Source organism: Streptomyces sp. NPDC053665, from assembly GCF_055585285.1.
In genome coordinates this window covers 477,716-502,328 of the sequence record NZ_JBVJKK010000006.1, presented here as the reverse complement: position 1 = coordinate 502,328, position 24,613 = coordinate 477,716, and the positions used below count along the sequence as shown (strand labels likewise).

General features: G+C 74.2%; 20 protein-coding genes. 13 read left to right on the top strand and 7 right to left on the bottom strand.

Features of this window, described 5'->3' with window-relative positions; translation table 11 throughout:
• Positions 1-180: 180 nt before the first annotated feature.
• A complete protein-coding gene (locus tag ACZ6ZN_RS25585) occupies positions 181-783 on the top strand; it encodes a DUF4291 domain-containing protein (RefSeq protein WP_469649771.1) in 603 nt (200 codons plus the stop codon).
• Positions 784-803: 20 nt separating this feature from the next.
• Here ACZ6ZN_RS25585 and ACZ6ZN_RS25580 read toward each other — a convergent pair whose 3' ends face one another.
• The gene (locus tag ACZ6ZN_RS25580; RefSeq protein WP_469649770.1) at positions 804-983 is read right to left on the bottom strand and encodes a hypothetical protein; all 180 of its coding nucleotides are present in this window, start codon (positions 981-983) and stop codon (positions 804-806) included.
• 108 nt (positions 984-1,091) lie between these two features.
• Complete coding sequence (locus ACZ6ZN_RS25575) at positions 1,092-1,967, bottom strand: undecaprenyl-diphosphate phosphatase (protein ID WP_398108647.1); 876 nt, start codon at positions 1,965-1,967, stop codon at positions 1,092-1,094.
• Positions 1,968-2,275: 308 nt separating this feature from the next.
• On the opposite strand from ACZ6ZN_RS25575, the gene ACZ6ZN_RS25570 reads away from it, so the two are divergent.
• From ACZ6ZN_RS25570 to ACZ6ZN_RS25540, 7 genes are all read left to right on the top strand, one after another.
• On the top strand, positions 2,276-2,767 hold the full coding sequence (locus tag ACZ6ZN_RS25570) for a DUF7144 family membrane protein (protein WP_451878324.1): 492 nt from the start codon (positions 2,276-2,278) through the stop codon (positions 2,765-2,767).
• Positions 2,768-2,946: 179 nt separating this feature from the next.
• Positions 2,947-5,598: a winged helix-turn-helix domain-containing protein gene (locus ACZ6ZN_RS25565; protein ID WP_469649860.1), complete on the top strand. Its 2,652-nt coding sequence runs from the start codon at positions 2,947-2,949 to the stop codon at positions 5,596-5,598.
• A 159-nt stretch (positions 5,599-5,757) separates the two neighbouring features.
• Positions 5,758-7,386 carry an MFS transporter gene (locus tag ACZ6ZN_RS25560; RefSeq protein WP_469649767.1) on the top strand — a complete coding sequence of 543 codons (1,629 nt, stop codon included), beginning with the start codon at positions 5,758-5,760 and terminating at the stop codon, positions 7,384-7,386.
• 59 nt (positions 7,387-7,445) lie between these two features.
• Positions 7,446-7,631, top strand: coding sequence for a CsbD family protein (locus tag ACZ6ZN_RS25555; RefSeq protein WP_469649765.1), 186 nt, complete (start codon positions 7,446-7,448; stop codon positions 7,629-7,631).
• Positions 7,632-7,785: 154 nt separating this feature from the next.
• Positions 7,786-7,983, top strand: a complete 198-nt coding sequence (locus ACZ6ZN_RS25550) for a hypothetical protein (RefSeq protein ID WP_376326096.1) — start codon at positions 7,786-7,788, stop codon at positions 7,981-7,983.
• Between the two features lie 160 nt (positions 7,984-8,143).
• Positions 8,144-9,499 (top strand): hypothetical protein, encoded by a 1,356-nt coding sequence (locus ACZ6ZN_RS25545; protein WP_469649762.1) that lies wholly within the window; start codon positions 8,144-8,146, stop codon positions 9,497-9,499.
• 472 nt (positions 9,500-9,971) lie between these two features.
• Positions 9,972-10,697: a lysostaphin resistance A-like protein gene (locus tag ACZ6ZN_RS25540; protein ID WP_469649759.1), complete on the top strand. Its 726-nt coding sequence runs from the start codon at positions 9,972-9,974 to the stop codon at positions 10,695-10,697.
• Positions 10,698-10,730: 33 nt separating this feature from the next.
• Here ACZ6ZN_RS25540 and ACZ6ZN_RS25535 read toward each other — a convergent pair whose 3' ends face one another.
• Both ACZ6ZN_RS25535 and ACZ6ZN_RS25530 read right to left on the bottom strand, forming a co-directional pair.
• Positions 10,731-13,799 (bottom strand): alpha/beta-hydrolase family protein, encoded by a 3,069-nt coding sequence (locus ACZ6ZN_RS25535; protein WP_469649757.1) that lies wholly within the window; start codon positions 13,797-13,799, stop codon positions 10,731-10,733.
• Between the two features lie 248 nt (positions 13,800-14,047).
• Positions 14,048-14,518, bottom strand: coding sequence for a winged helix-turn-helix transcriptional regulator (locus ACZ6ZN_RS25530; RefSeq protein ID WP_469649754.1), 471 nt, complete (start codon positions 14,516-14,518; stop codon positions 14,048-14,050).
• Between the two features lie 103 nt (positions 14,519-14,621).
• Between ACZ6ZN_RS25530 and ACZ6ZN_RS25525 the strand changes: the two genes are divergently transcribed.
• On the top strand, positions 14,622-15,791 hold the full coding sequence (locus tag ACZ6ZN_RS25525; RefSeq protein WP_469649751.1) for a thiolase family protein: 1,170 nt from the start codon (positions 14,622-14,624) through the stop codon (positions 15,789-15,791).
• Positions 15,792-15,828: 37 nt separating this feature from the next.
• Here the strand turns inward: ACZ6ZN_RS25525 and ACZ6ZN_RS25520 are convergent, their stop codons facing one another.
• Positions 15,829-16,620: a TVP38/TMEM64 family protein gene (locus ACZ6ZN_RS25520; protein ID WP_398108639.1), complete on the bottom strand. Its 792-nt coding sequence runs from the start codon at positions 16,618-16,620 to the stop codon at positions 15,829-15,831.
• Positions 16,621-16,990: 370 nt separating this feature from the next.
• Between ACZ6ZN_RS25520 and tuf the strand changes: the two genes are divergently transcribed.
• On the top strand, positions 16,991-18,160 hold the full coding sequence (gene tuf / locus ACZ6ZN_RS25515) for an elongation factor Tu (protein ID WP_469649749.1): 1,170 nt from the start codon (positions 16,991-16,993) through the stop codon (positions 18,158-18,160).
• Between the two features lie 99 nt (positions 18,161-18,259).
• Positions 18,260-19,105, top strand: coding sequence for a spermidine synthase (locus ACZ6ZN_RS25510; protein WP_469649747.1), 846 nt, complete (start codon positions 18,260-18,262; stop codon positions 19,103-19,105).
• Here ACZ6ZN_RS25510 and ACZ6ZN_RS25505 read toward each other — a convergent pair.
• Complete coding sequence (locus ACZ6ZN_RS25505) at positions 19,067-20,404, bottom strand: MFS transporter (protein ID WP_469649744.1); 1,338 nt, start codon at positions 20,402-20,404, stop codon at positions 19,067-19,069. The two genes, ACZ6ZN_RS25510 and ACZ6ZN_RS25505, sit on opposite strands and share 39 nt — an antisense overlap.
• Before the next feature lie 25 nt (positions 20,405-20,429).
• On the bottom strand, positions 20,430-21,440 hold the full coding sequence (locus ACZ6ZN_RS25500) for a DUF8017 domain-containing protein (RefSeq protein ID WP_398108636.1): 1,011 nt from the start codon (positions 21,438-21,440) through the stop codon (positions 20,430-20,432).
• A 163-nt stretch (positions 21,441-21,603) separates the two neighbouring features.
• Here ACZ6ZN_RS25500 and ACZ6ZN_RS25495 point away from each other — a divergent pair, with 163 nt between their 5' ends.
• Positions 21,604-22,056: a DUF4442 domain-containing protein gene (locus ACZ6ZN_RS25495; RefSeq protein WP_398108635.1), complete on the top strand. Its 453-nt coding sequence runs from the start codon at positions 21,604-21,606 to the stop codon at positions 22,054-22,056.
• Between the two features lie 360 nt (positions 22,057-22,416).
• Positions 22,417-24,276 carry an RICIN domain-containing protein gene (locus tag ACZ6ZN_RS25490; RefSeq protein WP_469649740.1) on the top strand — a complete coding sequence of 620 codons (1,860 nt, stop codon included), beginning with the start codon at positions 22,417-22,419 and terminating at the stop codon, positions 24,274-24,276.
• The last annotated feature ends 337 nt before the right edge of the window (positions 24,277-24,613 follow it).

Below are 24,613 nucleotides of genomic sequence, written 5' to 3'. Positions count from 1 at the left end.
GTGCGCCCCGCGGACGATCTAGGACACAGGACACAGGACACAGGACGCCGGGCCGGGTGGGCGCAGGCGCCCTCGGCCGCCCGGGAAACGCCACCCTTGTGCCGGACGAGGAGGGCGGCGGGCGGACGCCGCGCGATAATCGGTGGCCCCGGCCGGGCCGCCGGGGCCAGCCTGTCCTGCGTGAACGACCGAAGAGAACCGCGCCACCGGATACGTGCCCGCCAGACCGACTCCACGCTCACCGTCTATCAGGCCTACCGCCCGGAGATCGGCGGCCCCGCGGCCCGCACGGGCCGCTTCCCGTCGTCGTGGAAGCGGGACCGCATGACCTGGATCAAGCCCTCGTTCCTGTGGATGATGTACCGCTGCGGCTGGGGCACCAAGGAGGGGCAGGAGACCGTCCTGGCCGTCGAGATCAGCCGGGAGGGCTTCTGCTGGGCGCTGCGGCACGCGTGCCTCACCCATCACGTGCCCGCGCTGCACGGTGACCGGGCGGACTACGCGCGGCGGTTGAGGCAGGCGCCGGCCCGGGTGCAGTGGGACCCGGAGCGTGACCTGCGGCTGGCCGCCCTGCCCCACCGCTCGCTGCAACTGGGACTGGCGGGGGAGGCCGCGGCCCGGTACGCCGACGAGTGGATCGTCGGGATCGAGGACGTCACGCCGCTCGCCACGGAGGTGCACGCCCGGGTGAAGGCCGGTGAACTGGACGCGGCCGCCCGGCTGTTGCCCGAGGAGCGGCCGTTCGAGGTGGACGAGGAGGTGCTGGCGCCGCTGCGTGCCTGAGCACCCCGCACGCGGTGGGGTCAGGCCGCCCTGACGACGTGGGCGCGGACGGCGGTGGCCCATTCGACGACCAGCAGCTCGTACTCCGCGCGCTCCTCGGCGGACAGGGTGCCGCCCGTGCGCCGCCACAGCGCACGGATCTCCTCGTTGACCTGGGCAGCGGGCCGCACGGAACCAGGGGTCAGGGAATCGGAGGACATGCCGCCCAGCCTAGGGGCAGCCCCTGACAGGCCGCTACCGGACGGCTACGGAATCGATATGCGGTTGGTCACGAGACCGGGGTCACACGGTCCGGTCACGCGGTCGGGTCAGTGCGCCGGCTCCCCCGCGTGCGGGCTGAGGACACCCATGCCGACCAGGGCGATGATGAGGATGCCGAGGGCGATGCGGTAGTAGACGAAGGGCATGAAGCTCTTGGTCGAGATGAACTTCATGAACCAGGCGATGACCGCGTAACCGACGCCGAAGGCGATGATCGTGGCGAAGATCGTCGGCCCCCAGGAGATGTGCCCGCCCTCCGTGGCGTCCTTCAGCTCGAACACGCCGGAGGCCAGGACGGCGGGGATGGCGAGGAGGAAGGAGTAGCGGGCCGCGGCCTCACGCCTGTAGCCCATGAACAGGCCGCCGCTGATGGTGGCGCCGGAGCGGGAGACGCCCGGGACGAGCGCCATGGCCTGGCACAGACCGTAGATCAGGCCGTCCCGGACACCCAGGTCCTCCAGGGCCTTGCGCTGCTTGGGCGCGCGGTGCCGGCCGCCGCTCTCGTCCCGCGCCGCGAGCCGGTCGGCCACCCCCAGGACGATGCCCATGCCGATCAGCATCGTCGCGGTGATCCGCAGATCGCGGAACGGCCCCTCGATCTGGTCCTTCAGCGTGACGCCGAGCACACCGATCGGGATGGAGCCGACGATCACGAGCCAGCCCATCCGGGCGTCCGGATCGCCGCGCAGCTCCTTGTTCGTGAGCGAGCGCGTCCACGCCGAGATGATCCGCCCGATGTCCTTGCGGAAGTAGATCAGCACGGCGGCCTCGGTGCCGATCTGCGTGATCGCCGTGAAGGCCGCGCCCGGGTCCTCCCAGCCGGAGAAGGCCGCGGTCAGGCGCAGGTGCGCACTGGAGGAGACGGGAAGGAACTCGGTCAGCCCCTGGACGAGTCCGAGGATGAGTGATTCGAACCAAGACATGAGGTAGCGGAGTCCAAGTGCCGATCGTGGGACGGGCGACGGGCGCACCGGACCGCCGTTGCGGTGAACGGGGGATCATGTGTGCCGAGGGGGAAGCGTAGCGCCCCCGGGTGACCGCACCGACACAGGGGTTGGCAGCCGCGGGCCCGTGGAGGCGGCGAGCCGGGGGAGGGGGCGGCCGGTCACCGGCGAGTCACCGAAGCGGCCCCGTCCGTTCACCCGCGCCGGGTGAGGCCACCCGCCCCGGAGGCGCTCAGGCTCGGTGGAGACACGGCAGTAGCCGCCGAACCGCGGGAACGAGGCGTGAGATGAGCACGACATCCACCCAGCCGTCGCACCGGGCGCGGGACGAATGGGCCGGCGGGCTGACCGCCTTCGCCGCCGTGATGCTCTTCCTGGTCGGCCTCCTCGACGTCTTCCGGGGCATCGCGGGCATCGCCGAGGACGACATCTTCGTCACCACGCGCGACTACGTCTTCGCGTACGACCTCACCGGGTGGGGCTGGGTCCACCTCGCCCTCGGGGTGATCGCCGTGGTGGTGAGCCTGGGACTGCTCAGGACGGCGCTGTGGGCCCGCGTCGTGGGCGTGGCCATCGCCGGGCTCGTCATCATCGCCAACTTCCTGTCCCTGCCGCAGTACCCGGTCTGGTCGGTCGTGATGATCGCGCTGTCGGGCTCGATCATCTGGGCCCTGTGCGTCGTACCGCACGACAACCTCCTGGAGGCGTCGGACGACCTGTCGATGTACGCACGGGACGAGGGGTACCGCTCCACGATGTCCCCGCGCCCCCCACGGTGACCCGGCCGGTCCGGCGTGCCCCCGCCCCCCTCGTCCCCGGGTGGCGCCGATGACGGGTGACCTGCGCGCCGAACGGTCACCGTGCGCGGCACCGCCGGGGCTGGGATGCTGTAGCTGCAAGCGCTGCTCATGCTGCGGCCCGGTGGACAGGGGTGATGAGCACCGTGGACGACATCGACATGGATTCCCCGGATCCGGCGGTCGCCTTCGTCGGAGCTCTCTCGCACAGCCACACCGACCCCTTGGGCGATCCCTTCCTGCGCACCCGCTTCGCCCGGCCCGCCAAGCCCTCCGCCTTCCTGCGGCGCCAGCGCCTCGTCGATCACCTCGGCGAGGCCCTCCGGGCACCGCTGACCCTCATCAACGGGCCGGCGGGATCCGGCAAGACCCTGCTGGCCTCCGACTGGGCCGACGAGGTGGACACACCGCTCGCCTGGCTCACCTTCGACGGGACGGACAGTCCGCCCGGGGTCTTCTGGGCCTACGTCCTGCAAGCCCTGCGCGCGGGCGGCGCGCCGGTCTCCGACCGGGTGGGCACACCCGCGGACGCCGCGCACGTCGATCACCGGCTGCTCTCGGTCCTCGCCGCCGAACTGAACGAACGCGACAGGCCCGTGACCCTCGTGCTCGACGACTACCACCGCGTCACCGACACGAGGATCGCCGAGCAGTTGGAGTTCGTGCTGCACCACGCCGGCCCCGGCCTGCGTCTCGTGCTCGTCACCCGCACCGAACCCGTGCTCCCGCTGCACCGGTACCGGGCCGCCGGTGTCCTGACGGAGATCCGCTCGGCCGAACTCGCCTTCACGCCCGAGGAGGCCGCGGCGCTGCTGCACCTGCACGGCCTGAACCTGCCGGTGCAGGCGGCACGCAACCTCGTCGACCGCACCCGCGGCTGGGCGGCCGGGCTGAGCCTGTCCGCCCTGGCCGCCAAGGAGAACCACGACCCCGAGCTCTACCTGAAGGAGTTCGAGGCGGACTGCAGCACCGTAGGAGACTTCCTGCTGGCCGAGGTGCTCAACGGGCAGACACCGCAGACCCAGGACTTCCTGCTGCGGGTGAGCATCCTGGAGCGCTTCTGCCCCGACCTGGCCGACGCGCTCACCGGGCGCATCGACGCCGAGCCCATCCTGGCCTCGCTGCACGGCGCCAACGCCTTCGTCGAGCGTCTCGGGCACGCGTGGTACCAGCTGCATCCCTTGTTCCGGGCCATTCTGCGCACGCACCTGCGGGTCCGCATGCCCGGCCAGGAGCCGGAGCTGCACCGGCGGGCCGCCGAGTGGCTGCGCCGTCACGGCTGCCTCGCCGAGGCCCTCACCCACAGCACCGCCGCGGGCGACTGGGACTTCGCCGCCGACGCCCTCGTCGAGGACCTGGCGATCGGCCGGCTGTTCACCGGTCCCGGCGCGGACGACCTGACCCAGCTCTTCTCCGACATGGAGCCGGAGGCCCACGGTCCGGCGACCGACCTCGTGCGCGCCGCCCGGGACCTGTCCCGGCACGACGTCGACCACGCCCGCGCCAGCCTGCGCCAGGCCGAGCGGAACCTGCCCGACGACGCGGCGGCCCGGCTGAGCTGCACCCTGCTGGACGCCCTGGCCGCCCGGCTGGCCGGTTCGCCGCCGGACGTGGAACGGGCCGCGGAGACGGCCGCCGGGCTGAAACGGAAGGTGCCGGCCCATCTGCTGGACAAGCACCCGGAGTTCGACGCCCTGCTGATGGCCCACGTCGGCTCGACCCTGCTGTGGGCCGGACGGCTCGAGGACGCGCGTGCCGTCCTCACCGATGTGGCCGGCACGGCCGGTGGAGTGTCCACCGCGTCCGCCCGGGAGGAGGCCATGGGGCACCTGGCCCTGCTCGACTACCTGAACGGCTGGACCGCGCGGGCCGAGCACAAGGCGCTGGAGGCGGTCCCGGACACCGAACGCCCCGGTGCGCCTGAGCCGTCCGGCGCCGCCATCGGCCGGCTGGTCCTCGCGGCGGTCGCGGTCGACCGCGACGAACTGGACCGGGCCGGGGACCTGCTCGACCGGGCGGACCACCTCTCCCGCGACAGCCGTGACCCGGTCGTGGCGGCGGGACGCGCCCTGGTCGAAGCCCGTCTGCTGCTGGCCCGGGGCAAGGTGCGGGCCGCCGTGGAGGCGGCGGACCCGGCCGTCACCGCCAGCGTGGCCTGCCCCTGGGCGACGACACACGAGATGCTGGTGGCGGCGACGGCCCAGCTGACCGAGGGACGAGCGGACCGGGCCGCCGAGGCACTCGCGGCGGTCCCCGGCGACCAGCCGGTGTGGGCCGTGCAGGCGGCCACCCTGCAACTCGCGGCGGGCGGCCCCGAAGCCGCCCTCGACCTGCTCGGCACCCTGCGCACCGAAGGACGCGCCGGACCGGCCGTGACCGTCCGGGCGGTGCTGGTCAAGGCGCGGGCCGCGGAGGCGGAAGGGGACTCCGCCCTCGCCCGCAGGCTCGTGGGGCAGGCACTCCTGGACGCCCGGCGGGAACGGCTGCGGCGGCCCTTCCTGGACGCCGGGGCGTGGCTGCGCCCCTTCCTGGCCACCGCGCCCCTGCGGGACCTGGCGGCCGGCTGGCTCCGGCCCGTGCCGCCGCTCGGCGAGAAGGAGCAGGCCCCGCCGCTCGTCGCGGTCGAGCTGAGCGCGCGCGAGCACGACGTCCTGGCACGTGTCGCGCGGATGATGTCGACGGAGGAGATCGCCGCAGACCTCTGCCTGTCCGTGAACACGGTGAAGACCCACCTCAAGAGCATCTACCGCAAACTTGCGGTCACCCGGCGCGCCGAGGCCGTGCACCGCGCGCGGGAGCTGCGGATGCTGTGACGGCGGCCCGGCAGACGGCGGGCACGCCCTCGATCCGGCCGGGGTCCCTCCTCGCGGGTGAGGCGCACGGCCGCGGCCGGGTGTGTCCTTGAGGGGTCGTACGCGGTGCCGGGAGCGGTGCCGCGCCGGCATCCCGGCTCACCCGGCGAGGTGGAGACAGTGAAACGCTGGCGCGCTCTGATCGTCCTCGGCACGGCCCAGTTCCTCATGGTCCTGGACACGTCCGTGATGAACGTCTCCATCAGCCGGCTCGTCGAGGACTTCGACACGGACGTCACCGCCATCCAGGCGGTCATCACCCTGTACGCGCTGGTCATGGCCGCCTTCATGATCATCGGCGGCCGGCTGGGCGACATCGTGGGCCGTCGCCGCATGTTCCTGCTCGGCCTGGCCGTCTACGGCGTCGGGTCGGCCCTCACCGCGGTGGCGCCCGAGCTGTGGGTGCTCCTGCTGGGCTGGTCCGTCATCGAGGGGCTCGGCGCGGCGATGGTGCTCCCGGCCATGGTCGCCCTCGTCGCGGAGTCCTACCGCGGACGCGAGCGGGCCGTCGCCTACGCGGTGATCGGCGGTCTCGCGGGGGCCGGCATCGCCGTCGGCCCGCTGCTGGGCGGCTGGGTGACGACGTATCTGACCTGGCGGCTGGTCTTCGCCGGCGAGGTCGTGATCGTCGCGGTGGTGCTGCTGTGCCGCCGTGTGATCAAGGCGGCGCCCGCCCGGGGCGCACGCCCGCAACTGGACGTGGTCGGCGCGCTCCTCTCCGCCGCCGGGCTCGGGCTGGGGGTCCTCGGCGTTTTGCAGAGCAGCACCTGGGGCTGGGTACAGCCCCGCAACCCGCCCTTCACCGTCCTCGGTTTCGCCCCCACCCTCTTCGTCGTCGGGGCCGGCGCGGCCGTCCTGGCCGTCTTCCGGTGGTGGGAGCGGCGCCGCACCCACCGGGGCGACGATCCGCTCGTGCACCTGACCCTGCTGAGCCGGCCCGTCCTGCGGTCCGGTCTGCTCGCCCTGCTGAGCCAGAACCTGATCCTCCTGGGGCTCTTCTTCACCATTCCGCTGTACCTGCAGGTGGTCCAGGGCTTCGACGCCTTCGAGACGGGGCTGCGTCTGCTGCCGGTGTCGGCCACCATGCTGGTCACCTCGCTCGGCGCGTCCTCACTGGGGCGGATGCTGGGTCCGCGCCGGGTGGTCCGATTGGCCCTGCTGACCCTCGTGGTGGCCATCGTCTGGCTGCTCGCCACCATCGACCCGGCCATCGACGACGCGCAGTTCGCCGGCGCCATGGCCGTGCTCGGGGTGGGGATGGGCCTGCTGGCCTCGCAACTCGGCAACGTCGTGCAGTCGAGCGTGGAGGAGGCGGAGCGCAGCGAGGCGGGCGGCCTTCAGTTCACCGCCCAGAACCTGGGATCCGCGCTGGGCACGGCACTCATCGGGTCCCTGCTCATCGGCTCGCTGGCCCACGCGTTCACCACCCGCGTGGAGGACGACCCTCAGCTGTCCGCGGCCACGCGCGAGGAGGTCGGCGTCGCCCTCGAGGCCGGGGTCACCTTCGTCTCCACGGACCAGGTGCGCTCGGCGGCGCACCGTGCGGGGCTGCCGCCCGCGGAGGTCGAGGCGGTGGCGGACTCGTACGCCTCGGCCCAGCTGCAAGGCCTGAAGGCGGCCGTCCTGGCCACCGGTGCCATCGCCGGGGCCGCCTTCCTCGTCACCCCGAACCTGCCGGCCGCCAAGGAGAGCCGGCCGCGAGGGCCGGGCACCGCCGACCGCGCCCGGGCCCCCGGCCGGCCACGTTAGGCCCGCGAGGAACCCCCATGTCCGCATCGACGACGAGCGTCGCAAGGGAGATGGCCGTCATGAACCACGCCGTAATCAGAGCCAGGGGCAAGCTGAAGGAGATGACCGGCAAGCTCACCGGGAACGACCGGCTGAGGTCCGAGGGGAGGACCGACCAGGCGAAAGCCGCGGCCGGCGAGGCGGTCGCCGATGTCCTGCAACGGGTCCGGGGCGTCCGGGACTCCCTGAAGCGGGGGCGCTCCTGAGTGCGTGCCCTGTCCTGACCCGCCGGATCGACCGGGCCCGGCGGGCGCCCGCGGTGGCTCACCTGCTCCGGGTGAGGTACCGCACCGGCACCGGGCCGGAGGATGACTCACAGGGCGCCGTCCGCCTGTCCCGGGCAACCGTGGGAGGAAGCTCGTGCGCTACGAGATCCGCGTCGAGGGCCACCTGTCGGAGACCCTGGCCAAGGCATTCCCGGAGCTGGGACATGTCGTGATGGCCGGGCAGACGGTCCTGTACGGCCATGTCGTGGACGAGGCGCACCTGTATGGGCTGCTGGCCCGCTGCCAATCGCTGGGCCTGCGGGTCGTGGAGATGCGCCCCACACCGGAGTGAGGCGCCCCCGGCGCAGCCCTTCCCGCGGGTTCACCCACGCAGGGTGATCCCGGCAGCCCCTCGCGGCACCAGGCTGGGACGGTCGTACCGAGCGCAAGGCACTCACCGCGACCGTGGGCACGGCAGTGCGACGGTCGGCGGAACGTCGGAAGGCGCACCCATGGGAAACGCCGCGGACCCCGGCCGGCCCGATCGCCGCGACGCCGCGCGAGGGAAGCAGCCGCTCAGCCCGGGGGAGAGGTCGGACTACGAGCGGCTGCGGCGTCAGGCGTCCGTCCGGCACCGGCGCGCGCGTCGGGCCGGGGCGTCGGTCCTGCTCCTGCTGACGTTGCTCTTCGCCCCGCTGGCCGTCGTGGCCGCGTGGGTCGAGGACACGGTGTCCGACACCGACGGATACGTGAGCACGGTCGCCCCGCTGGCGTCCGACCCCGCCGTGCAGGCGGTCCTGACGGAGCGTCTCACCGACCGTGTCGTGGACCGTGTCGACGTCGAAGCGGTGACGGACGCGCTGGCGCGGACCCTCCAGGAGGCGGACGCGCCACCCCGTGTGGTCGACGGCGCCGCAGCGCTGGAGGGACCCCTGCACGACGCGGTCCGGACGGCCGTGGACCGCGCCGTCGCCGGGGTGGTCACGAGCGAGGCCTTCCGGCAGATCTGGGAAGGCGCCAACCGGCGCTCGCACGCCGCCGTGACGAACATGCTCACAGGTGAGCGCGAAGGCGCCGTGAGCGAGGAGAACGGCACCGTCCAGCTGGACGTGGGCGAGCTCGTCGACCAGGTGCAGCAGCGGCTCGTCGACGCCGGGTTCGACAAGGCCGCCGCCATCCCGGACACCGACCGCACCGTCACGCTGTTCGAGACCGAGCACCTGGGCAAGGCCCAGGACGCCATGCGGCTGCTGGACGTCCTCGGTGCCTGGCTGCCCGTCCTCACCGTCGTCCTGGCCGCGCTGGCCGTGTGGACCGCGCCGGCCCACCGGTTCATGCTGCTGATCACCGCGACGGGCGTCGCCGTGATGATGGCGGTCCTGCTCGTCATCCTGGCCCTGGTCCGGCGGGTCTACCTCGACTCCGTTCCGCCCGCGGCCCTGCCCGCCGACGCCGCCGCGGCCGTCTTCGACACCTTCGTCCGCTTCCTGCGCGACAGTGCCACCACCCTGCTGGTGGTGGCGGTGGTCACCGCGCTGATCGCGTACCTCCACGGTCCCGGACGGCTCGCCCGCGGCGTCCGGAGCACGGCGGACCGCGGCACCTCCGCCGCCGGCCGGGCCCTCGGACGGGCAGGAGTGCGCACCGGCGGGCTGGGGTCCTGGCTGGACCGGCACCGGACGGCGATCACCGGCGTCGTCCTGGCGGGCGGGGCGCTGGCGCTGCTGCTCTGGAACCGGCCGAGTGCCGGGGCCGTCGCCCTCGTCCTGGGCATCGCCCTGGCCCTGCTGATCGTCGTGGCGGTTCTCGCCGCTGCCGCCGGGCGGCCCGGCCGGGACGCGCACGCGGCCGGGGACCGGGCCGTCTGAGCCGTGCCCGCGGCCACCCGGCGACGTGCCGTGACGCCCGCGCTCCCCGGCCGCGACAGGGCCGCCGGGTGCGCTCACCCGCGTCGGGTGAGGCCGACCGGCCGCCGGCCCGCGCACGCTGGGGACACCTGCCCGGCCTCACGCCGGGCCGAACAGCGGCCGGCTCGTGGTCACCGTCGTGCTGCCCTTCCGGGGCGTCCTCCTCCGTGTGAGCGCCCGCGGGAAGGACACGGGCCGCCGTGACATCGCCCAGGCGCGGGCGCAGCAGGAGGCCTTCGATGCACGCATCCGGCCGGCCACGGGCACGGCGGCATCCGGCAGCGGAACACCGGCCGGCCGACCGGACTTCGCGACGCACACTCCGGGCCCGTGAACGGCCACCGCGCGGGCCGCGACGCACCACTCACCGCAGAGGGCGGGTGACGAGCGGGGCCGACGACCGCCGTCTCCCGCCGCGGCGAGGCGGCCCGCCGTGAGCGGCAACGTCGCGGAACGCCGCCGGACGCCGCTCGGCACGTGGCCGGCGGTCGGTCTCACGGTGGCCCTCCTCCTGGTCGCCAATGTGGCCCTGCACCGCTCGACGGGCTGGTCGCGCCTGGCGGTGGCCGTCCTGGTCTGCGTGCTGCTGCTCGGCGTACTGCGCTGGGCCGGCGGCACCCGCGCCGACGCGGGGCTGGCACCCGGGACCCTGGCCCGCGGTGCCCGCTGGGCGCTGGCCCTGTCCGCGGTGGTGGCCGGCGTCTACCTGGCCGGGGCCGCCGTGCCCGCCACCCGCACGCTGTTCGAGGACCACCGCTACGACGGGATGAGCGGCACCGCTCTCGCGCTGCGCGTCGTGGTGCTCGTACCCGTCGGGACAGTTTTGGTGGAGGAACTGGCCTTCCGCGGCGTGCTCTACGGGTTGGTGTACCGGGCCCGCGGGGCCGTGTGGGCGACCGCGGTGTCCAGCGTGCTGTTCGGCCTGTGGCACGTACTGCCGTCACTGCACCTGGCCGGCGCGAAGCCCGCGCTGACCACGGTGTTCGGTGTCACCCCGCTGGGCGCCGCGCTGGCCGTGGTGGCCGCGGTGCTGTTCACGGCGGCGGCGGGCGTCCTGTTCTGCGAACTGCGGCGCCGCAGCGGCAGTGTGCTGGCTCCCATGGGCCTGCACTGGGCGGTCAACGCACTCGGCTACCTCGTCGCCTTCCTGCTCCGCTGACCGCACCGCGGCCCCGAGCCCCGCCGCCGCGCGCTAGTCGCCGGGCCGGACGAGGTCCTTGAGCCGGTCGAGGTCCTCCGCCGTGAGGTCGGCGGGCCGTATGACCGCGTTCCAGCCGTCGACGTACGCGGCCTTGTAGGTGTGGCCGTGGCCGTCGGGGACGCCGGTGGAGAACGGCAGGTCGGCGGTGACCTGCCAGAAGGTGACGAACGGCATCCACACCATCTCCTCGAGCACGTCGTCGCCGGGTGCCTCGCCGATCCAGTCCGGTTCGGAGAGGAGCAGGCGGGGGCTCCACCAGACGATCGGATCGGACGGGTGCAGGAGGTAGAGCACCCGGGGACCGTTCCACGGCCGGTTCGCCGGAGGCGTTCCGGAGGCGGGGTCGTCGGTGAACCGCACCGTGCGTCCCCCCTCGTAGACGGGCTGGATCTCGGGACTGCCCGGGTCGCGCCCGTCACTGAACTCACGGAACAGCGTGTTGAAGTTGGGCGGCCCGGCGAACACGGTTCCCGCGGTGCGGTTGCGCAGGTCGTACTCCCCGCTGAAGGCGGTCTCCCCGCCGAACGAGCCCAGACTCTCGCCGGCGACGAACAGACGCGGACGCCGCTCGGACGGGAGCTTGGACCAGGTGTCGTAGACCGCGTCGAAGAGTTCGCGGCCGGCCTCGCGTGCCTTGGACTGGTCGACGAGGTACGACAGCCACGACGGCAGATAGGAGTACTGCATGGCGACGGTGGCCGAGTCGCCGTTGCCGAGGTACTCGAACGAGTCCACGGCGGCCGGGTCCACCCAGCCGCTGCCCGTCGTGGTCATCACGAGCAGGTTCGCGCGCTCGAACCCGCCCGCCCGTTCGAGGTCCGCGACGGCACGCGCCGCCCGGCTCTCCGTGTCGTCGGCGGTCGCCAGGCCCGCGTAGGCGCGCACCGGCTCCTGTCCCGTGCGGTGCGTGAAGGCGCCGATGTCGGCGGCCGAGGGGCCGCTGCCGGTGAAGGCACGGCCCTGCCTGCCCAGTGAGTCCCAGGGGACGAGGGAGCCCGGCCCGCCCGAGCGCAGGGCGGAGGTGGGTTGCAGCACGCCTTCCGGGGTCTCGGTGTCCCGGAGCGAGAACGCCTCGTTGGCCGCGTTCACGATGCCGCCGAGCAGCAGCCCGGTGAACGCCGACCACGCCAGGGCGGCCACCGCCAGCCAGCCGACCGCGCGCGCCGCTCGTCTGCCGATCCAGCGTGCCAGGAGGGCGGCCGTCCAGTGGTACGCGTGGCGGAGCCCGCGCCCGGCCAGCAGCAGCAGGCAGAAGACGACCGCCGCGACGAACGGGCAGGCCACGGTGGCGAGGACGTTGTAGTCGGTGACCCCCATGAGCTCTCGGATCCTGTGCTGCCAGTACTGGCCGAGCCCGAAGGAGAGGCCGCCCAGCACGGCGGCGGCGACGAGGAGGACCCGCCACGACCGGGGCGAGGGTGTGCGTGCGTCCCGGTCGGCGAACGCGCGCCCGACGCAGGCCGCTACCACGCCCAGCCCGTACCCGATGGCGGCGCTGATCCCGCAGATCAGCCCCTGGAGGACTCCTCCGCGGGGCAGCAGCGACGGAGTGAACGACAGGCAGGCCAGGACGAGCGCACCCCAGCAACCGGGCAGAGACGCGCGGTGCCGCCGACGGCGCTCGGCCCGGTCGCCCCGGTCCTCCGCCCGCGCCGCCTCCCCGTCGTGGGCTCCGGCCAGCGGGTCGCCCGGCTCGCGCGGGGCCGCCCCGTCCGGTCCTCGCCCGGGCGAGGGGCGGCCCAGCGCCAGCCGGGCCACGTGCGGCCAGTCCGCCGCCTCCCCGACCGTCCGCGGGATGCGGGCGCGCCGGCGTGGCACGCGGACCCGGAGCGCCCCGGGCAGGATGCGGCACACCACGGGCGAGCGCAGCACGACGTGTTCCCCGTCGATGCCCACCGGGAGGGTCTCCGCGTCCGCCTCGACCACCACGTCGCCGGCGGTGAACCGGACGACGGCCTGCGAGCGGGCGCCGCGCACCGAGCGCGCCGCCTCGACGGCGTTGCCGATCCGTACGCCCACCACGCCGAGCGTCCCCGCGTCCAGCCGGTGCCTGCGTCCGGGACGCGCCGCGTCCAGCGCCCGCCCGTAGACGTTGTTGCTCACGAGCAGCGCCTGGAGTTCGCCGACGAGCCGTGCGCCGGCCCGGGCACGGAGCCCGGTGCCGCCGCCGGTGAGGAGACCGGGCAGCGTGCGCAGGGTCGTACGCGCCTTGGCCTCGCGGTACGCCGGCTCGGTGACGACCGACGCGTAGGTCCCGAAGGAGGCGTTGTTGACGAACACGCGGTCCCCGGCACACCCGAGGTCGACCGGGACGTCGACGCCGTCGGTCAGCGCCCGCAGGGCCGCGGCGGGATCGTCGCGGTCGAGACCGAGGTCGAGGGCGAAGTGGTTGCGGGTGCCGGCGGGGATCACGACGAACGGCAGGCCGTGCTGGGAGGCGACCTCGGCCACCAGCGCCTGGGTCCCGTCACCGCCGGCCACCGCCAGCAGGTCGGCCCCGTCGGCGACGGCCCGCCGGGCCAGTTCGACGACGTCCTGACCCGCGTCCAGCACCTCCACCCGGCAGCCTGCCGCCCGCGCCTTCTCCACCAGCTGGAAGCGGCCCACCTTGCCGCCGCCGGAACGCGGATTCATCACCACCCAGGGAGCGCGGGCCGCCGGGGCGACGGCTCTCCCCTCTCCGGCCCCGCCGGGTCGCGACGCGGCACGGGCCATGGCCACGGCCGTCGCCCACAGGGCCAGGGAGGCCAGAGCCGGGCCCAGCAGCCCGAACGCGGAGTACAGGGCGAGCACGGTCACCGGTGCGGCCACGGCCAGGACCGCTCCGACGACGCGGAGCACACCGGTGTGGGCCAGGAACCACCACACGCCGACGGCGGCGAGCGAGAGGCCCGCGAGACCGGCCAGGGCCCACAGCACACTCCGCAGTCCCGCGGCGACGAGCGGCACCAGAACGCTTGCCCCGAGGGCCAGCAGGGCGAGGCGGGCGGGCCCGGCGCCGCGTGTCCGGGCGGCGCCACCGTCACCCGGCTCCTTCGTGTCGTCTCCGCGTCGCGCCACGTGTCACGCCCTTCCTCCGACACCGGCCTGCCGAGGACGCCTCGCGTCGTCGGGTGTGCCCGCCCGGGACGGGTCGGCAGGGGGCGCCGCACGGCCGTGCCGACCGGGATGCCCCACAGCCCGCCGGGAAGGCGGTCCGGCCCCGTCCGCCGTACGGGTCCGCACCGGTACGGGCCACTTCAGCGTGCCGTGCCGGGCCGCGCGCGGCCTCACCCGGCGCGGGTGAGCGCGCCCGCGGAGGAAGCCGCCTAGACCGCCCTGGGCCCCGTGACCGTCCAGCCCGGCGCCTGCGGGTGGGCCGTGAGGTCCTGGTGGCGTACCTCGTCGCCGCAGGTCCGGCAGGTCACCGCGGGGTCCAGGGCCCGGCCGCAGGAGTGCTCCAGCAGCATCGGCCGGTCGCCGTCCCCCCGGAGGTGGCGGTCGCCCCAGGCCATCAGGGTCCACAGCACCGGTTCGAGCTCCAGACCGGCCTGCGTCGGGCGGTACTCGTAGCGCTGCGGACGCTCGCTGTACAGCCGCCGGGTCAGGATCCCGGCGTCGACGAGCCGGCGCAGCCGGGTGGCGAGGATGTCGCGCGGCGCGCCGATGTTGCGCACGAGCTGGTCGAAGCGGCCGTTGCCCAGGCACACCTCGCGCAGGACGAGGAGGGAGTGCTTCTCGCCGACGAGCGCCAGGGTGTCGGCGATGGAGCAGGGGCGGGGGTCCTTGGTGGCGGCCATGGACTCCAGTCTAGAAGAGGGTTGGAAAATCCAACCCACCGGTCTACTGTGAGTTCGGATTTCCTACTCACTGGTAGCTCCCTGGTAGCCGTGGAGGCCCGCCATGCGTGACGCAGTCATCGTCGAAGCCGTACGCACCCCGATCGGCAAGGGCAAGCCGAACGGCGCCCTCGCGCACGTCCATCCCGTGGAGCTCCTCGCCCACACCCTGCGCGCCCTCGTCGAACGCTCCGGCGTCGACCCGGCACTGATCGACGACGTCATCGGAGGCACCGTCGACCAGGTCGGCGAGCAGGCCATGAACACCACCCGGTACGCGCTGCTGTCGGCGGGCTTCCCGGAGTCGGTGCCCGCGACGACCGTCGACCGCCAGTGCGGCTCCTCGCAGCAGGCCGTGCACTTCGCCGCCCAGGGCGTCCTGGCGGGGGCCTACGACCTCGTCGTGGCCTGCGGGGTGGAGTCGATGAGCCGGGTGCCGATGTGGTCCAACGTGCCGGCGGGCGCGGACCCGTTCGGGCCGGGCGTCGCCGCCCGCTACCCCGAAGGACTCGTGCCGCAGGGGATCAGCGCCGAGCTGATCGCCGCCAAGTGGTCCCTCGGCCGCGAGCGGATGGACGACTTCGCGCTCGCCTCCCACGGCCGGGCAGCGGCCGCCTGGGATGCCGGGCTCTTCGACGCCGAGGTCGCGCCCCTGGAGGGCCTCACGCGCGACGAGAGCGTGCGGCCCGGCGGCACGCGGGAGGCCCTCGCCGGGCTCAGGCCGGCCTACCACGACCCCCACTTCGCCGAGCGGTTCCCGCAGATCGAGTGGAACATCACGGCCGGCAACGCCAGCCCCGTCAACGACGGCGCCTCGGCGGTGCTCATCACCTCGAGCGAGACCGCGGCCCGGCTCGGGCTGCGCCCGCTCGCCCGGCTGCACAGCTTCGCCGTCACCGGCTCCGACCCGCTGCTGATGCTCACGGGCGTCGTCCCGGCCACCGAGAAGGTGCTGCGCAGGGCTTCCCTGACCCTGGACGACATCGACCTGTTCGAGGTCAACGAGGCCTTCGCCAGCGTGGTCCTGGCCTGGCAGCAGGAGACGGGTGCCGACCTGGAGCGGGTCAACGTGCACGGCGGCGCCCTCGCGCTCGGCCATCCGCTGGGCGCCAGCGGCACCCGGCTGACGACCACGCTGGTGCACGCCCTGCGCGCCCGCGGCGCCCGCTACGGGCTGCAGACCATGTGCGAGGCGGGCGGACTGGCCAACGCCATGGTGCTGGAACGGGTCTGAGCGGGGCCGGCGGGGCGGGCGTCCGGCTGACGGGCGGTCAGAGCCCGCGCAGGCGGTGCCGCTTGCGCCAGGCCACCACCACGCCCGCCAGGGCCGGCAGCGCGATGCAGGCCAGGGCGATCAGGAACGCCGGGGAGGTCGGCGTGGAGGCGCGGGCGCCGGCGACGGCGTAGGCGGCGGTGTTCGGGATCGAGCCGAGGGCCGTCGCCAGCAGGAATGGCACCAGGCCCATCCGGGAGACCGCGGCGCAGTAGTTCGCCGCCCAGAAGGGCACGCCCGGGAACAGCCGCACCGCCAGCATCGAGCGGAAGCCGTGCCGGCTGAGCTGGCCGTCCGCGGCCTTCAGCCAGCGCCCCCGCAGCAGCGGCCGCAGGGCGTCCTGGCCGAGCGCCCGGCCCAGGCAGAAGGCGATCCCGGCGCCCAGCACCGTGCCCGACAGGGCCACGCCGAGGCCGAGCTGCGAACCGAACAGCGCACCCGCCGCCAGATTGAGCAGCGGCCTCGGCACGAACGCCACGGTGCACACGCCGTACGCGGCCGCGAACACCACGGCCGCCATGGCGCCCCCGATGTAGGGCGGCCAGCCCTCGGTCAGCAGGCGCTGCGGCTCGAACAGCAGCACCGCGCAGGCGCCGGCGCCCAGCAGCGCCACGAGCAGGGACAGCCGGGACCACGGGGAGAACAGAAGTCTGGTGCAGCGGGCGGCGAAACCGGAGGACGCGGTGGACGGGGCGGTCGTGGCCCGGGGAGCGGCGACGGCGAGTTCCGCGGTGGCGGCCGGGGGAGAGGCCGTTGCAGTGCCCCCAGAGCGGTTGGTGGCATCGAGCATCCGGTGACACTAACCGACAAATGTGTGTGATCGCCGTATGGTTCGTCTCACGAGCGTCACAGGAGCCCGGGGGCGCGGGGTGCCCGGGCCGGGGGAAAACCATTCGACGCGCGGGGTGTTGTCGGCGAGGATCGACCTCATGTTCCGGCACGCCTTCGCTCTCGCTGCGGCCCTGGTCAAGGGCGCTCCGAAGGCTGCCGTCGTCACTGTCGCGGCCGTCGCGGACGGCGCCCGAAGCTGACCCTCCCCGGTTCGTCCGGCGGGCCCCGCGAGGGGAGGGTCGGGCAGCGCCTCGGGGTCCCCGAATTTTTTCCTCTCCGCCGGCGGGCGCGCGCATCGCGCCTCCGGCCAGACGCTTCGAGGTACAGCCATGCCCAAGACGGCCTACATCCGCACGAAACCGCATCTCAACATCGGCACCATGGGCCATGTCGACCACGGCAAGACGACCCTGACCGCCGCGATCACCAAGGTCCTCGCCGACCGCGGCACCGGCGCCTTCGTGCCGTTCGACCGGATCGACCGGGCGCCCGAGGAAGCGGCGCGCGGCATCACCATCAACATCGCGCACGTCGAGTACGAGACCGACACCCGCCACTACGCCCACGTCGACATGCCGGGCCACGCCGACTACGTCAAGAACATGGTCACGGGCGCCGCGCAGCTCGACGGGGCGATCCTCGTGGTCTCCGCGCTCGACGGGATCATGCCGCAGACCGCCGAACACGTCCTGCTCGCCCGGCAGGTGGGGGTCGACCACGTCGTCGTCGCCTTGAACAAGGCCGACGCGGGCGACGAGGAGCTGACCGACCTGGTGGAGCTGGAGGTCCGCGACCTGCTCACCGCGCACGGCTACGGCGGCGACTCGGTGCCCGTCGTCCGGGTCTCCGGGCTGAGGGCGCTGGAGGGCGACCTGCGGTGGACGGCGTCGGTCGAGGCGCTGCTCGACGCGGTGGACACCTACGTGCCGATGCCCGAGCGCTACCTGGACGCCCCGTTCCTGCTGTCCGTCGAGAACGTGCTCACCATCACCGGCCGGGGGACCGTGGTGACCGGCGCCGTCGAGCGGGGCGTGGTGCGCGTCGGCGACCGGGTGGAGGTGCTCGGGGCCGCGGTGGAGACCGTGGTGACGGGTCTGGAGACCTTCGGCAAGCCCATGGAGGAGGCCCAGGCCGGGGACAACGTGGCGCTGCTGCTGCGGGGTGTGCCGCGCGACGCCGTCCGGCGGGGGCACGTGGTGGCCGCGCCGGGGAGCGTGGTGCCCGGCCGCCGCTTCACCGCCCGGGTGTACGTGCTGTCCGCGCGGGAGGGCGGGCGGACCACGCCCGTCTCCACCGGGTACCGGCCGCAGTTCTACATCCGGACCGCGGACGTGGTCGGGGTCGTCGACCTCGGCGGGCAGGCGGTGGCCCGGCCCGGGGACACCGTGGCCATGCGCGTGGAACTCGGCCGGGACGTGCCGTTGGAGCCGGGCCTCGGCTTCGCCGTCCGCGAGGGCGGCAGGACCGTCGCGGCGGGGACCGTGACCGAGGTGGGCTGAGGCGGCGCGGCACCGAGCCTCCGGCCGCCCCCGTGCGCAGCGACCGCGCGGGGGCGGCCCCGGTCCCTCCCCGGCGCCCGGCCCCGGCACAATCGAGGGGTGAACGAAGCCCTCCCCGTCGCCCAGTCCGTCGACCACGGGTTCGCCAAGCTCATGCCCGACGTCGACCGGGAGCGTGCCTGGCTGCTCACCGTGGACGGGGCGCCCCAGTCGTACGTCGACCTGGACGACCCGGCCCACCTGGAGTTCGAGTACGCGCGCCGGCTCGGGCACGCGCTGGACGTCGCGGCCGAGTCGGGGCGGGCGCTGGACGTGGTGCACCTCGGGGGCGGGGCCCTCACGCTGCCCCGGTACGTGTCCGTCACCCGGCCCGGCTCACGGCAGGACGTCGTCGAGGCCGACCGCGGCCTGCTGGAGCTGGTCACCGGGCATCTGCCGCTGCCCGAGGGGGCCCGGGTGACGCTGCACGCGGCGGACGCGCGGCGCTGGCTGGAGGAGGCTCCCGGCGACTCGGCGGACGTCGTCGTCGCCGACGTCTTCGGCGGCTCCCGGGTGCCGGCGCACCTCACCTCGGTGAGCTACGTGCGCGAGGCCGCGCGGGTGCTGCGCTCCGGCGGGGTCTACCTCGCCAACCTGCCCGACGCGGCGCCCTTCGCCTTCCTGCGCTCCCAACTCGCCACCCTGGCCACCGCCTTCGAGGAGATCGCGCTGGTCGCCGAACCCGGGGTGCTGCGCGGGCGGCGGTTCGGCAACGCGGTGCTCGTCGCCGCGCACGGGCCCGTCGACGTCGCCGCCCTGGCCCGGCTCGCCGCCGCCGACGCCTTCCCGGCCCGGGTGGTGCACGGCCGCGCGCTGCGGGAGTTCACCGGTGCCGCGCGGGCCGTACGGGACGAGGACGCCGTACCGTCACCCGAGCCCCCCGACGGGGCGTTCGGCATCGGCTGACGGCTGTCCGGCGGCCTCACCGGTGACGCCCTTGGCCACCGGTGTGGTGCGGCGGCGCAGGTTGCGCACGTCCGGGACGCACAGCACCGCCGCCGTCACCAGGACCACCAGACCGGCGCAGCCCCACAGGGCCGCGGTGCGGCCGAAGGCGTCCTCCGCCGGTCCGGCCGCCGCGGTGGCCAGGGGCACGAACGCCACGGAGCCGAACCAGTCGTACGCCGAGACGCGGGAGAGCTTCGCCTCCGGGATCTCCTGGTGCAGGGCCGTCATCCAGGAGACGCCGAACACCTCGACCGTCGCCCCGGCGACGAACATCACCGCGAACAGCACGCCGATCGGCACCGGGACGGCCAGGGCGGCCGAGGGCAGCGCCAGGGGGAACACGCACAGGGTGCCGGCCAGGAGCAGCCGGCGCGGCTTCCAGCGGGTCATCAGCAGGGCGCCGGCGACGGTGCCTGCGCCGAACGCGCCCAGGGCCATACCCCAGGGCCCCGCGCCGCCGAGGTGGTCGCGGGCGACGAGGGGGCCGTACACGGCGTCGGCGGCGGCGACCACGGCGTTGGCGACGGAGAACTGCACGACGATGCCCCACAGCCAGGGCCGGCCCGCGAACTCCTGCCATCCTTCGCGCAGGTCGGCGAGCAGGCCGCCGCCGGGGGCCCGGGGCGGTATGTGGCCCACGTCGAGGAAGGCCCGCAGCGCCCCGGCGACGGCGAAGGCGGCCGCGTCCGCGGCCAGGACCCAGCCCGGACCCATCGCGGCGACCATGGCGCCGCCCAGCGCGGCCCCGCCGAGGCCGGCTCCCTGCATCGCCATCCGGAACACCGCGAAGGCGCGGCCCGCCTGCTCGCCCTGGACCGAGGACATGAGCATGCCCTCGGCGGCCGGGCCGAAGAAGGCCTGCCCGGTACCGCCGAGGGCGGCCAGCAGCATCATCTGCCACAGCAGGGGGTCCCCGGTCAGCACGAGAACGGCGAACACGGCCTGCGAGAGGCAGTTCAGGGCGTTGGCCGCGACCATCACCCGGTGCCGGGGCAGCCGGTCGGCGACGGCACCGCCGATCAGCAGGAACAGCACGAGCGGCACCGTCCGCGCCGCGGCCACCAGGCCGACGTCGCCGCCGTCCCCGCCCGCCTCGAGGACGGCGAAGGCGGCGGCGACGAGGGCGCCGCCGCTGCCCAGACTGGTGACGACCGCGGCGGCGGTCAGCAGGGTGTAGTTGCGGCCCGCCCAGGCGGGGCGGCGGGAGAAGGTGGTCGGCACCCCGTGACTATCCACGGGAAGGGGCTGGCTTGCCAAAACGGCCGGCGCCGGCCCCGCCCGGTCAGGAGTCCGTGGGCGCTTCCTCGGTGAGGCGCACCGTGCTGAGGATCTTCTGGATGGTCGCCTCGGGCAGCTCGTCCTTGACGCCCTTGGCCCCGTACAGGTTCCAGGTCACGAAGTCGCCCGCGCCGTTCTTGAAGGCGAAGGTGATGGCCTTGCCCTCGCTGTCGCACTTGCCGTTCTGCGGGGTGTTCTCCGAATGCGCCGTGGCGACGCTGCCCTTGATGCCCGACTTGGTGGTGTACGGCTTGGGCTTGGTGTACTTGACGCTCTTCTTGTCGGGCTGGGTGTAACCGCCGAAGATCCACCACGGGACGCGGGTCTCGGCCGCCATGTCCGTGTTCTTCGCGCCGTTCTCGCCGCGGGTGCCGGCGGTGGCCAGCGCGGTGTCCTCCTCGCGCCCGTCCTTGTTCGCGTCGCTCGTGCACCACTTGGACTTGAAGTAGGCGGGAGCGGTGACCGTGGTGCGGTCCATCTCCCCGTCCTTCTTCTCCCATTCGAAGCCCACGCTCGTGTCCGGCGTCTCGATCTCCCAGTCGGAGGGGACGTCGAACTTGGTGCCGAAGCGCGGGTTGGCGACGACCTTCCAACCGGGGACGGTCGCCTTCTCCGGCCCGCCGCCGCGCGGGTTGTCCCCGCCGCCCGAGGCGCTCGGATCGGCCGAGGGGTCCTTGGACGCGGTCGGGGACGGCTTCTTCTTGCCGTCCGTGCCGTCCGCCGTGTCGTCCTTGTCACCACCGAGCACCAGGAAGCCGGTGACGCCGGCGGCCACCACGACCGCGGTCGCCGCGATGATCGCGACGAGCTTGGTCCGGTTGCCGCCGCCGCCCTGCGGGGGCTGCGGCGCACCGGCCGGCGCGGGGGTGCCCCACTGCGGCTGCTGTCCGTAGGGGCCGGGCTGCTGATAGCCCGGCTGCTGGTACGGATTCGGCTGCTGGTACCCCGGCTGCTGGTACGGGTTGTTCGTCTGCGGGTTCTGCTCGCCCCCGGGCGGCTGCTGTCCTGGCCACATGGGCAGTCACCCTAGCCGCGCTTCGGACACGATTCGGTCACCGCCCGTGGACGGGGGCGTAGCAACCCGGGGGCGGAGTCGTGCGGGACATGCGGTGGAGGCGTGTGCGGCGGTCGTCACACGGACCTGGTCAGACGACTCTACTCGTGAGTAACATGCGGGCATGAGCGCAGACCAGATGTCCATCGGCGAGATGCTCGCCGCCACGGTGCCCATGGCCCGGACCCTGAACCTCGAGTTCCTCGAGACCTCGCCGGAGCGGGCGGTCGTCTCCCTGCCGGACCAGGGCGAGTACCACAACCACGTGGGCGGCCCGCACGCCGGCGCGATGTTCACGCTGGGCGAGTCCGCGAGCGGGGCGATCGTGCTGGCCGCGTTCGGGGACCAGCTCTCGCGTGCCGTCCCGCTGGCCGTCCGTGCCGAGATCGCCTACAAGAAGCTCGCGATGGGCGTCGTCACCGCCACGGCCACTCTCGGCCGCCCGGCCGCCGAGGTCGTCGCCGAACTCGACGCCGGTGAGCGGCCGGAGTTCCCGGTCGCCATCGCCATCCGGCGCGCCGACGGCGCCGTGACCGGCGAGATGACAGTGGTGTGGACCCTGCGGCCCAACGGCTGAACCATCCGTCACCGCCCTGCCCGAGCCCCGGCCGTGTGCCGGGGCTCTCGTGCGTCGTGCGCCGGTCCGGGGGGAGATTTCGTGGACCGATCGCCTTTGTCCGTGCACAACTCGCCCGTACTGTCGAGTCGTTTCTTCGAAAGCCGGTGCGGATACCGCCGGTAACAATTCGCATTTCCTCGTACCGCGAACTCAAGTCACCCGAACTCCTTGTTACTTGTCAGTCGTGTGTGCGAAAGTGAGCCGCCTCACAGCCGGGTCCGGTCCGCAATCGACCCGGCACAGGTATGCACCCACCACCCTGCTTTCGGACGGACGCGCCATTCGCCTGCCGTCCTGCGGCTGGAAGGAAATGGTTCCGTGCCGTCCCCCCACCCCCCACGCCCGCCGTACCCGCCGCGCCCCGGAGCGGTGCCGGCGGATTCCGACCGCAATCTCCTCGCCCGGGCAGCCGAACCGAATGAAGGCCCACGCGCCGTCGCGCTGCTGCTCGCGCGGCACTGGCGTGCGGTCCACGAGTACGCCGTCATCTGCCTGGCCTGCTCGCAGGACTCGGCGTCGATGGCTGCCGCCGCCGCCTTCCGCCGGGAACTGGCCCGGCCGGACGGCGGCGCCCTGCGCCCGCGGCTGCTCGCGGCCGTCCGCGACACCGTCGGGGAGTGGGCGGCCGACGACGCCGTATCCGCCTCGCTGCCGGAACTCCGCAAAACCGTCGGCGCCCGCGGTCTGCGCGCCGCCCGGTCGGTGACACCCGAAAGGCGACGCCTTGCCGAGCGCGCTTTCCGGGCGCTTCCGGGAGCTTCTCAATGCCTGCTCTGGCACACCGAGGTCGAAGCCGAGTCGCTATCCGTACCGGCCGGTCTGCTGGGCGTGGACGCCGGTATCGCGGCGGCCGCCCTGGAGCATGCCCGCGAGCAATTCAGGACGGGTTGTGCACGCGCCCACCGGGAACTCGCGCCGACCCGGGAATGCCGCTACTACAACCGTCTGCTGGACGTCCCGATGCGCCGCGGGGGAGCCCTGCTGCCGGACGTGCAGCGGCACCTGATGGCCTGCCGCTACTGCCGGCACGCGGCCGAGCAGCTCAGCCACTTCGAGGGCGGGCTCGGGGAGTTGCTGGCGGAGACCGTGCTCGGGTGGGGAGCCCGCCGCTATATGGAGTCGCGGCCGGGCCGCGACCCGGGATGCACCATCCCGGCCGCGGGCGGACGCCACCGCCTCACGGCCCGCACCCCGGACGGCGACGGCCGGCCGGGAGTTCCCAGGCGGCGCCACGCCAAGGCGCTGGCTGCCGCGGTAGGGGTGACGTCCCTGGTGCTGCTCGCGACGCTGCTGACAGCCCGAGGCTGGAGCGAGGAAGCCGGCACGGTCGCCTCGCAGGCCACCGGGGGAGCGGCGCGCCCCGACGCGACCGCCGCCACCGTGGCCCACCCCGCCGAGGTGGCCCGGGGGCGGCTGCGCAACCTCGACACGGACCTGTGCCTCGACGTCAGGGGCGGGCGCCTGCGCGCCGACTCCCGTGTGACGCTGGCGGGCTGCTCCGCGGGGACGCCGCAGTGGACGTACCGGGACGACGGCCTGCTGCGCTCGGCCGCCGACCCGCGGCTCTGCCTGGGATCGGACGCGGCCGAGAAGTCGGTCGTGCTGGCCGGCTGCCTCGTGCACGCCGGAACCGTCCGCTACGACCTGACCGTGCGGGGGGAGTTGCTGCCACGGGAAGGGAAGGGCGGCGCCCTGGCACCGGGCAGCGGGAGGGGGGTCACCGTCGCACCGCGCGACGGCTCGGCGTCCCAGCGCTGGGCGCTGGAACCGGCGCCCGCCGCGGGCGGCTCCCCGGCCGGCCGGGGAGCCGAGGAACCTTCGGGGACGAGCCCGCGGAGGGCGGAGGAGCAGCCCCCGGACGCCGCACCGCCCGGCTCGGCAACCCGGCGGCCGAGGCCGCCGCGGACCGGGTCCGCGGACCCGGCACCACCGGAGCGGTACTCGACGCGGGCCGTGCAGGTGGGCTGCTGCGCCGGAGGGGCTCCCGGGGTGCCGTCCGAAGACCGGGCCGCGCACGAGACGACCGACGCGCTCGACGCCGCCACCACCGCCGTGACCGGCACGCTCGACACCGCGACCACGGCCGCCGTGACCGGCGCACTTCCGACCGGCCTCGGCGGTGGCCGCGTCGCCGGGGCCGTACTTCCCGCGGGCCGTGCGGGTGGGTTGCTGCGCTGAGTCGACTTCCGGGGTGTGGGCGGGGGGTGGGTCGCGTACGCGGTGACCGGCGTGCGCGACGCTGGTCACCGCCACCGCCGTGGGGTGTTTCCTACGGCTTGGACCGCCCGCTCGGCGCCGTCGGAGCGGTACTCGACGCGGGCGGGCGGATGGCCGCTGCGCCGAAGCGGCTCCGAGGGCGCGGCAGGGGCTCGAGGCCCGGGTCGCGTACGAGGTGACCGAGGCGCTCGACGCCACCGCCACCGCCGCCGGAGCGGTACTTCCCGCGGGCCGTGCGGGTGGGTTGCTGCGCTGAGTCGGCGCCCGGGGTGCGGGCAGGTGCGCGGGGCGCGCACGA

Bases quoted from the DNA above. Each gene is read 5' to 3' on its own strand.
- ACZ6ZN_RS25580 (WP_469649770.1), bottom strand. From the start codon at position 983: ATGTCCTCCGATTCCCTGACCCCTGGTTCCGTGCGGCCCGCTGCCCAG.
- ACZ6ZN_RS25575 (WP_398108647.1), bottom strand. From the start codon at position 1,967: ATGTCTTGGTTCGAATCACTCATCCTCGGACTCGTCCAGGGGCTGACC.
- ACZ6ZN_RS25570 (WP_451878324.1), top strand. From the start codon at position 2,276: ATGAGCACGACATCCACCCAGCCGTCGCACCGGGCGCGGGACGAATGG.
- ACZ6ZN_RS25565 (WP_469649860.1), top strand. From the start codon at position 2,947: ATGGATTCCCCGGATCCGGCGGTCGCCTTCGTCGGAGCTCTCTCGCAC.
- ACZ6ZN_RS25555 (WP_469649765.1), top strand. From the start codon at position 7,446: ATGAACCACGCCGTAATCAGAGCCAGGGGCAAGCTGAAGGAGATGACC.
- ACZ6ZN_RS25545 (WP_469649762.1), top strand. From the start codon at position 8,144: ATGGGAAACGCCGCGGACCCCGGCCGGCCCGATCGCCGCGACGCCGCG.
- ACZ6ZN_RS25530 (WP_469649754.1), bottom strand. From the start codon at position 14,518: ATGGCCGCCACCAAGGACCCCCGCCCCTGCTCCATCGCCGACACCCTG.
- ACZ6ZN_RS25525 (WP_469649751.1), top strand. From the start codon at position 14,622: ATGCGTGACGCAGTCATCGTCGAAGCCGTACGCACCCCGATCGGCAAG.
- ACZ6ZN_RS25520 (WP_398108639.1), bottom strand. From the start codon at position 16,620: ATGCTCGATGCCACCAACCGCTCTGGGGGCACTGCAACGGCCTCTCCC.
- tuf (WP_469649749.1), top strand. From the start codon at position 16,991: ATGCCCAAGACGGCCTACATCCGCACGAAACCGCATCTCAACATCGGC.
- ACZ6ZN_RS25500 (WP_398108636.1), bottom strand. From the start codon at position 21,440: ATGTGGCCAGGACAGCAGCCGCCCGGGGGCGAGCAGAACCCGCAGACG.
- ACZ6ZN_RS25495 (WP_398108635.1), top strand. From the start codon at position 21,604: ATGAGCGCAGACCAGATGTCCATCGGCGAGATGCTCGCCGCCACGGTG.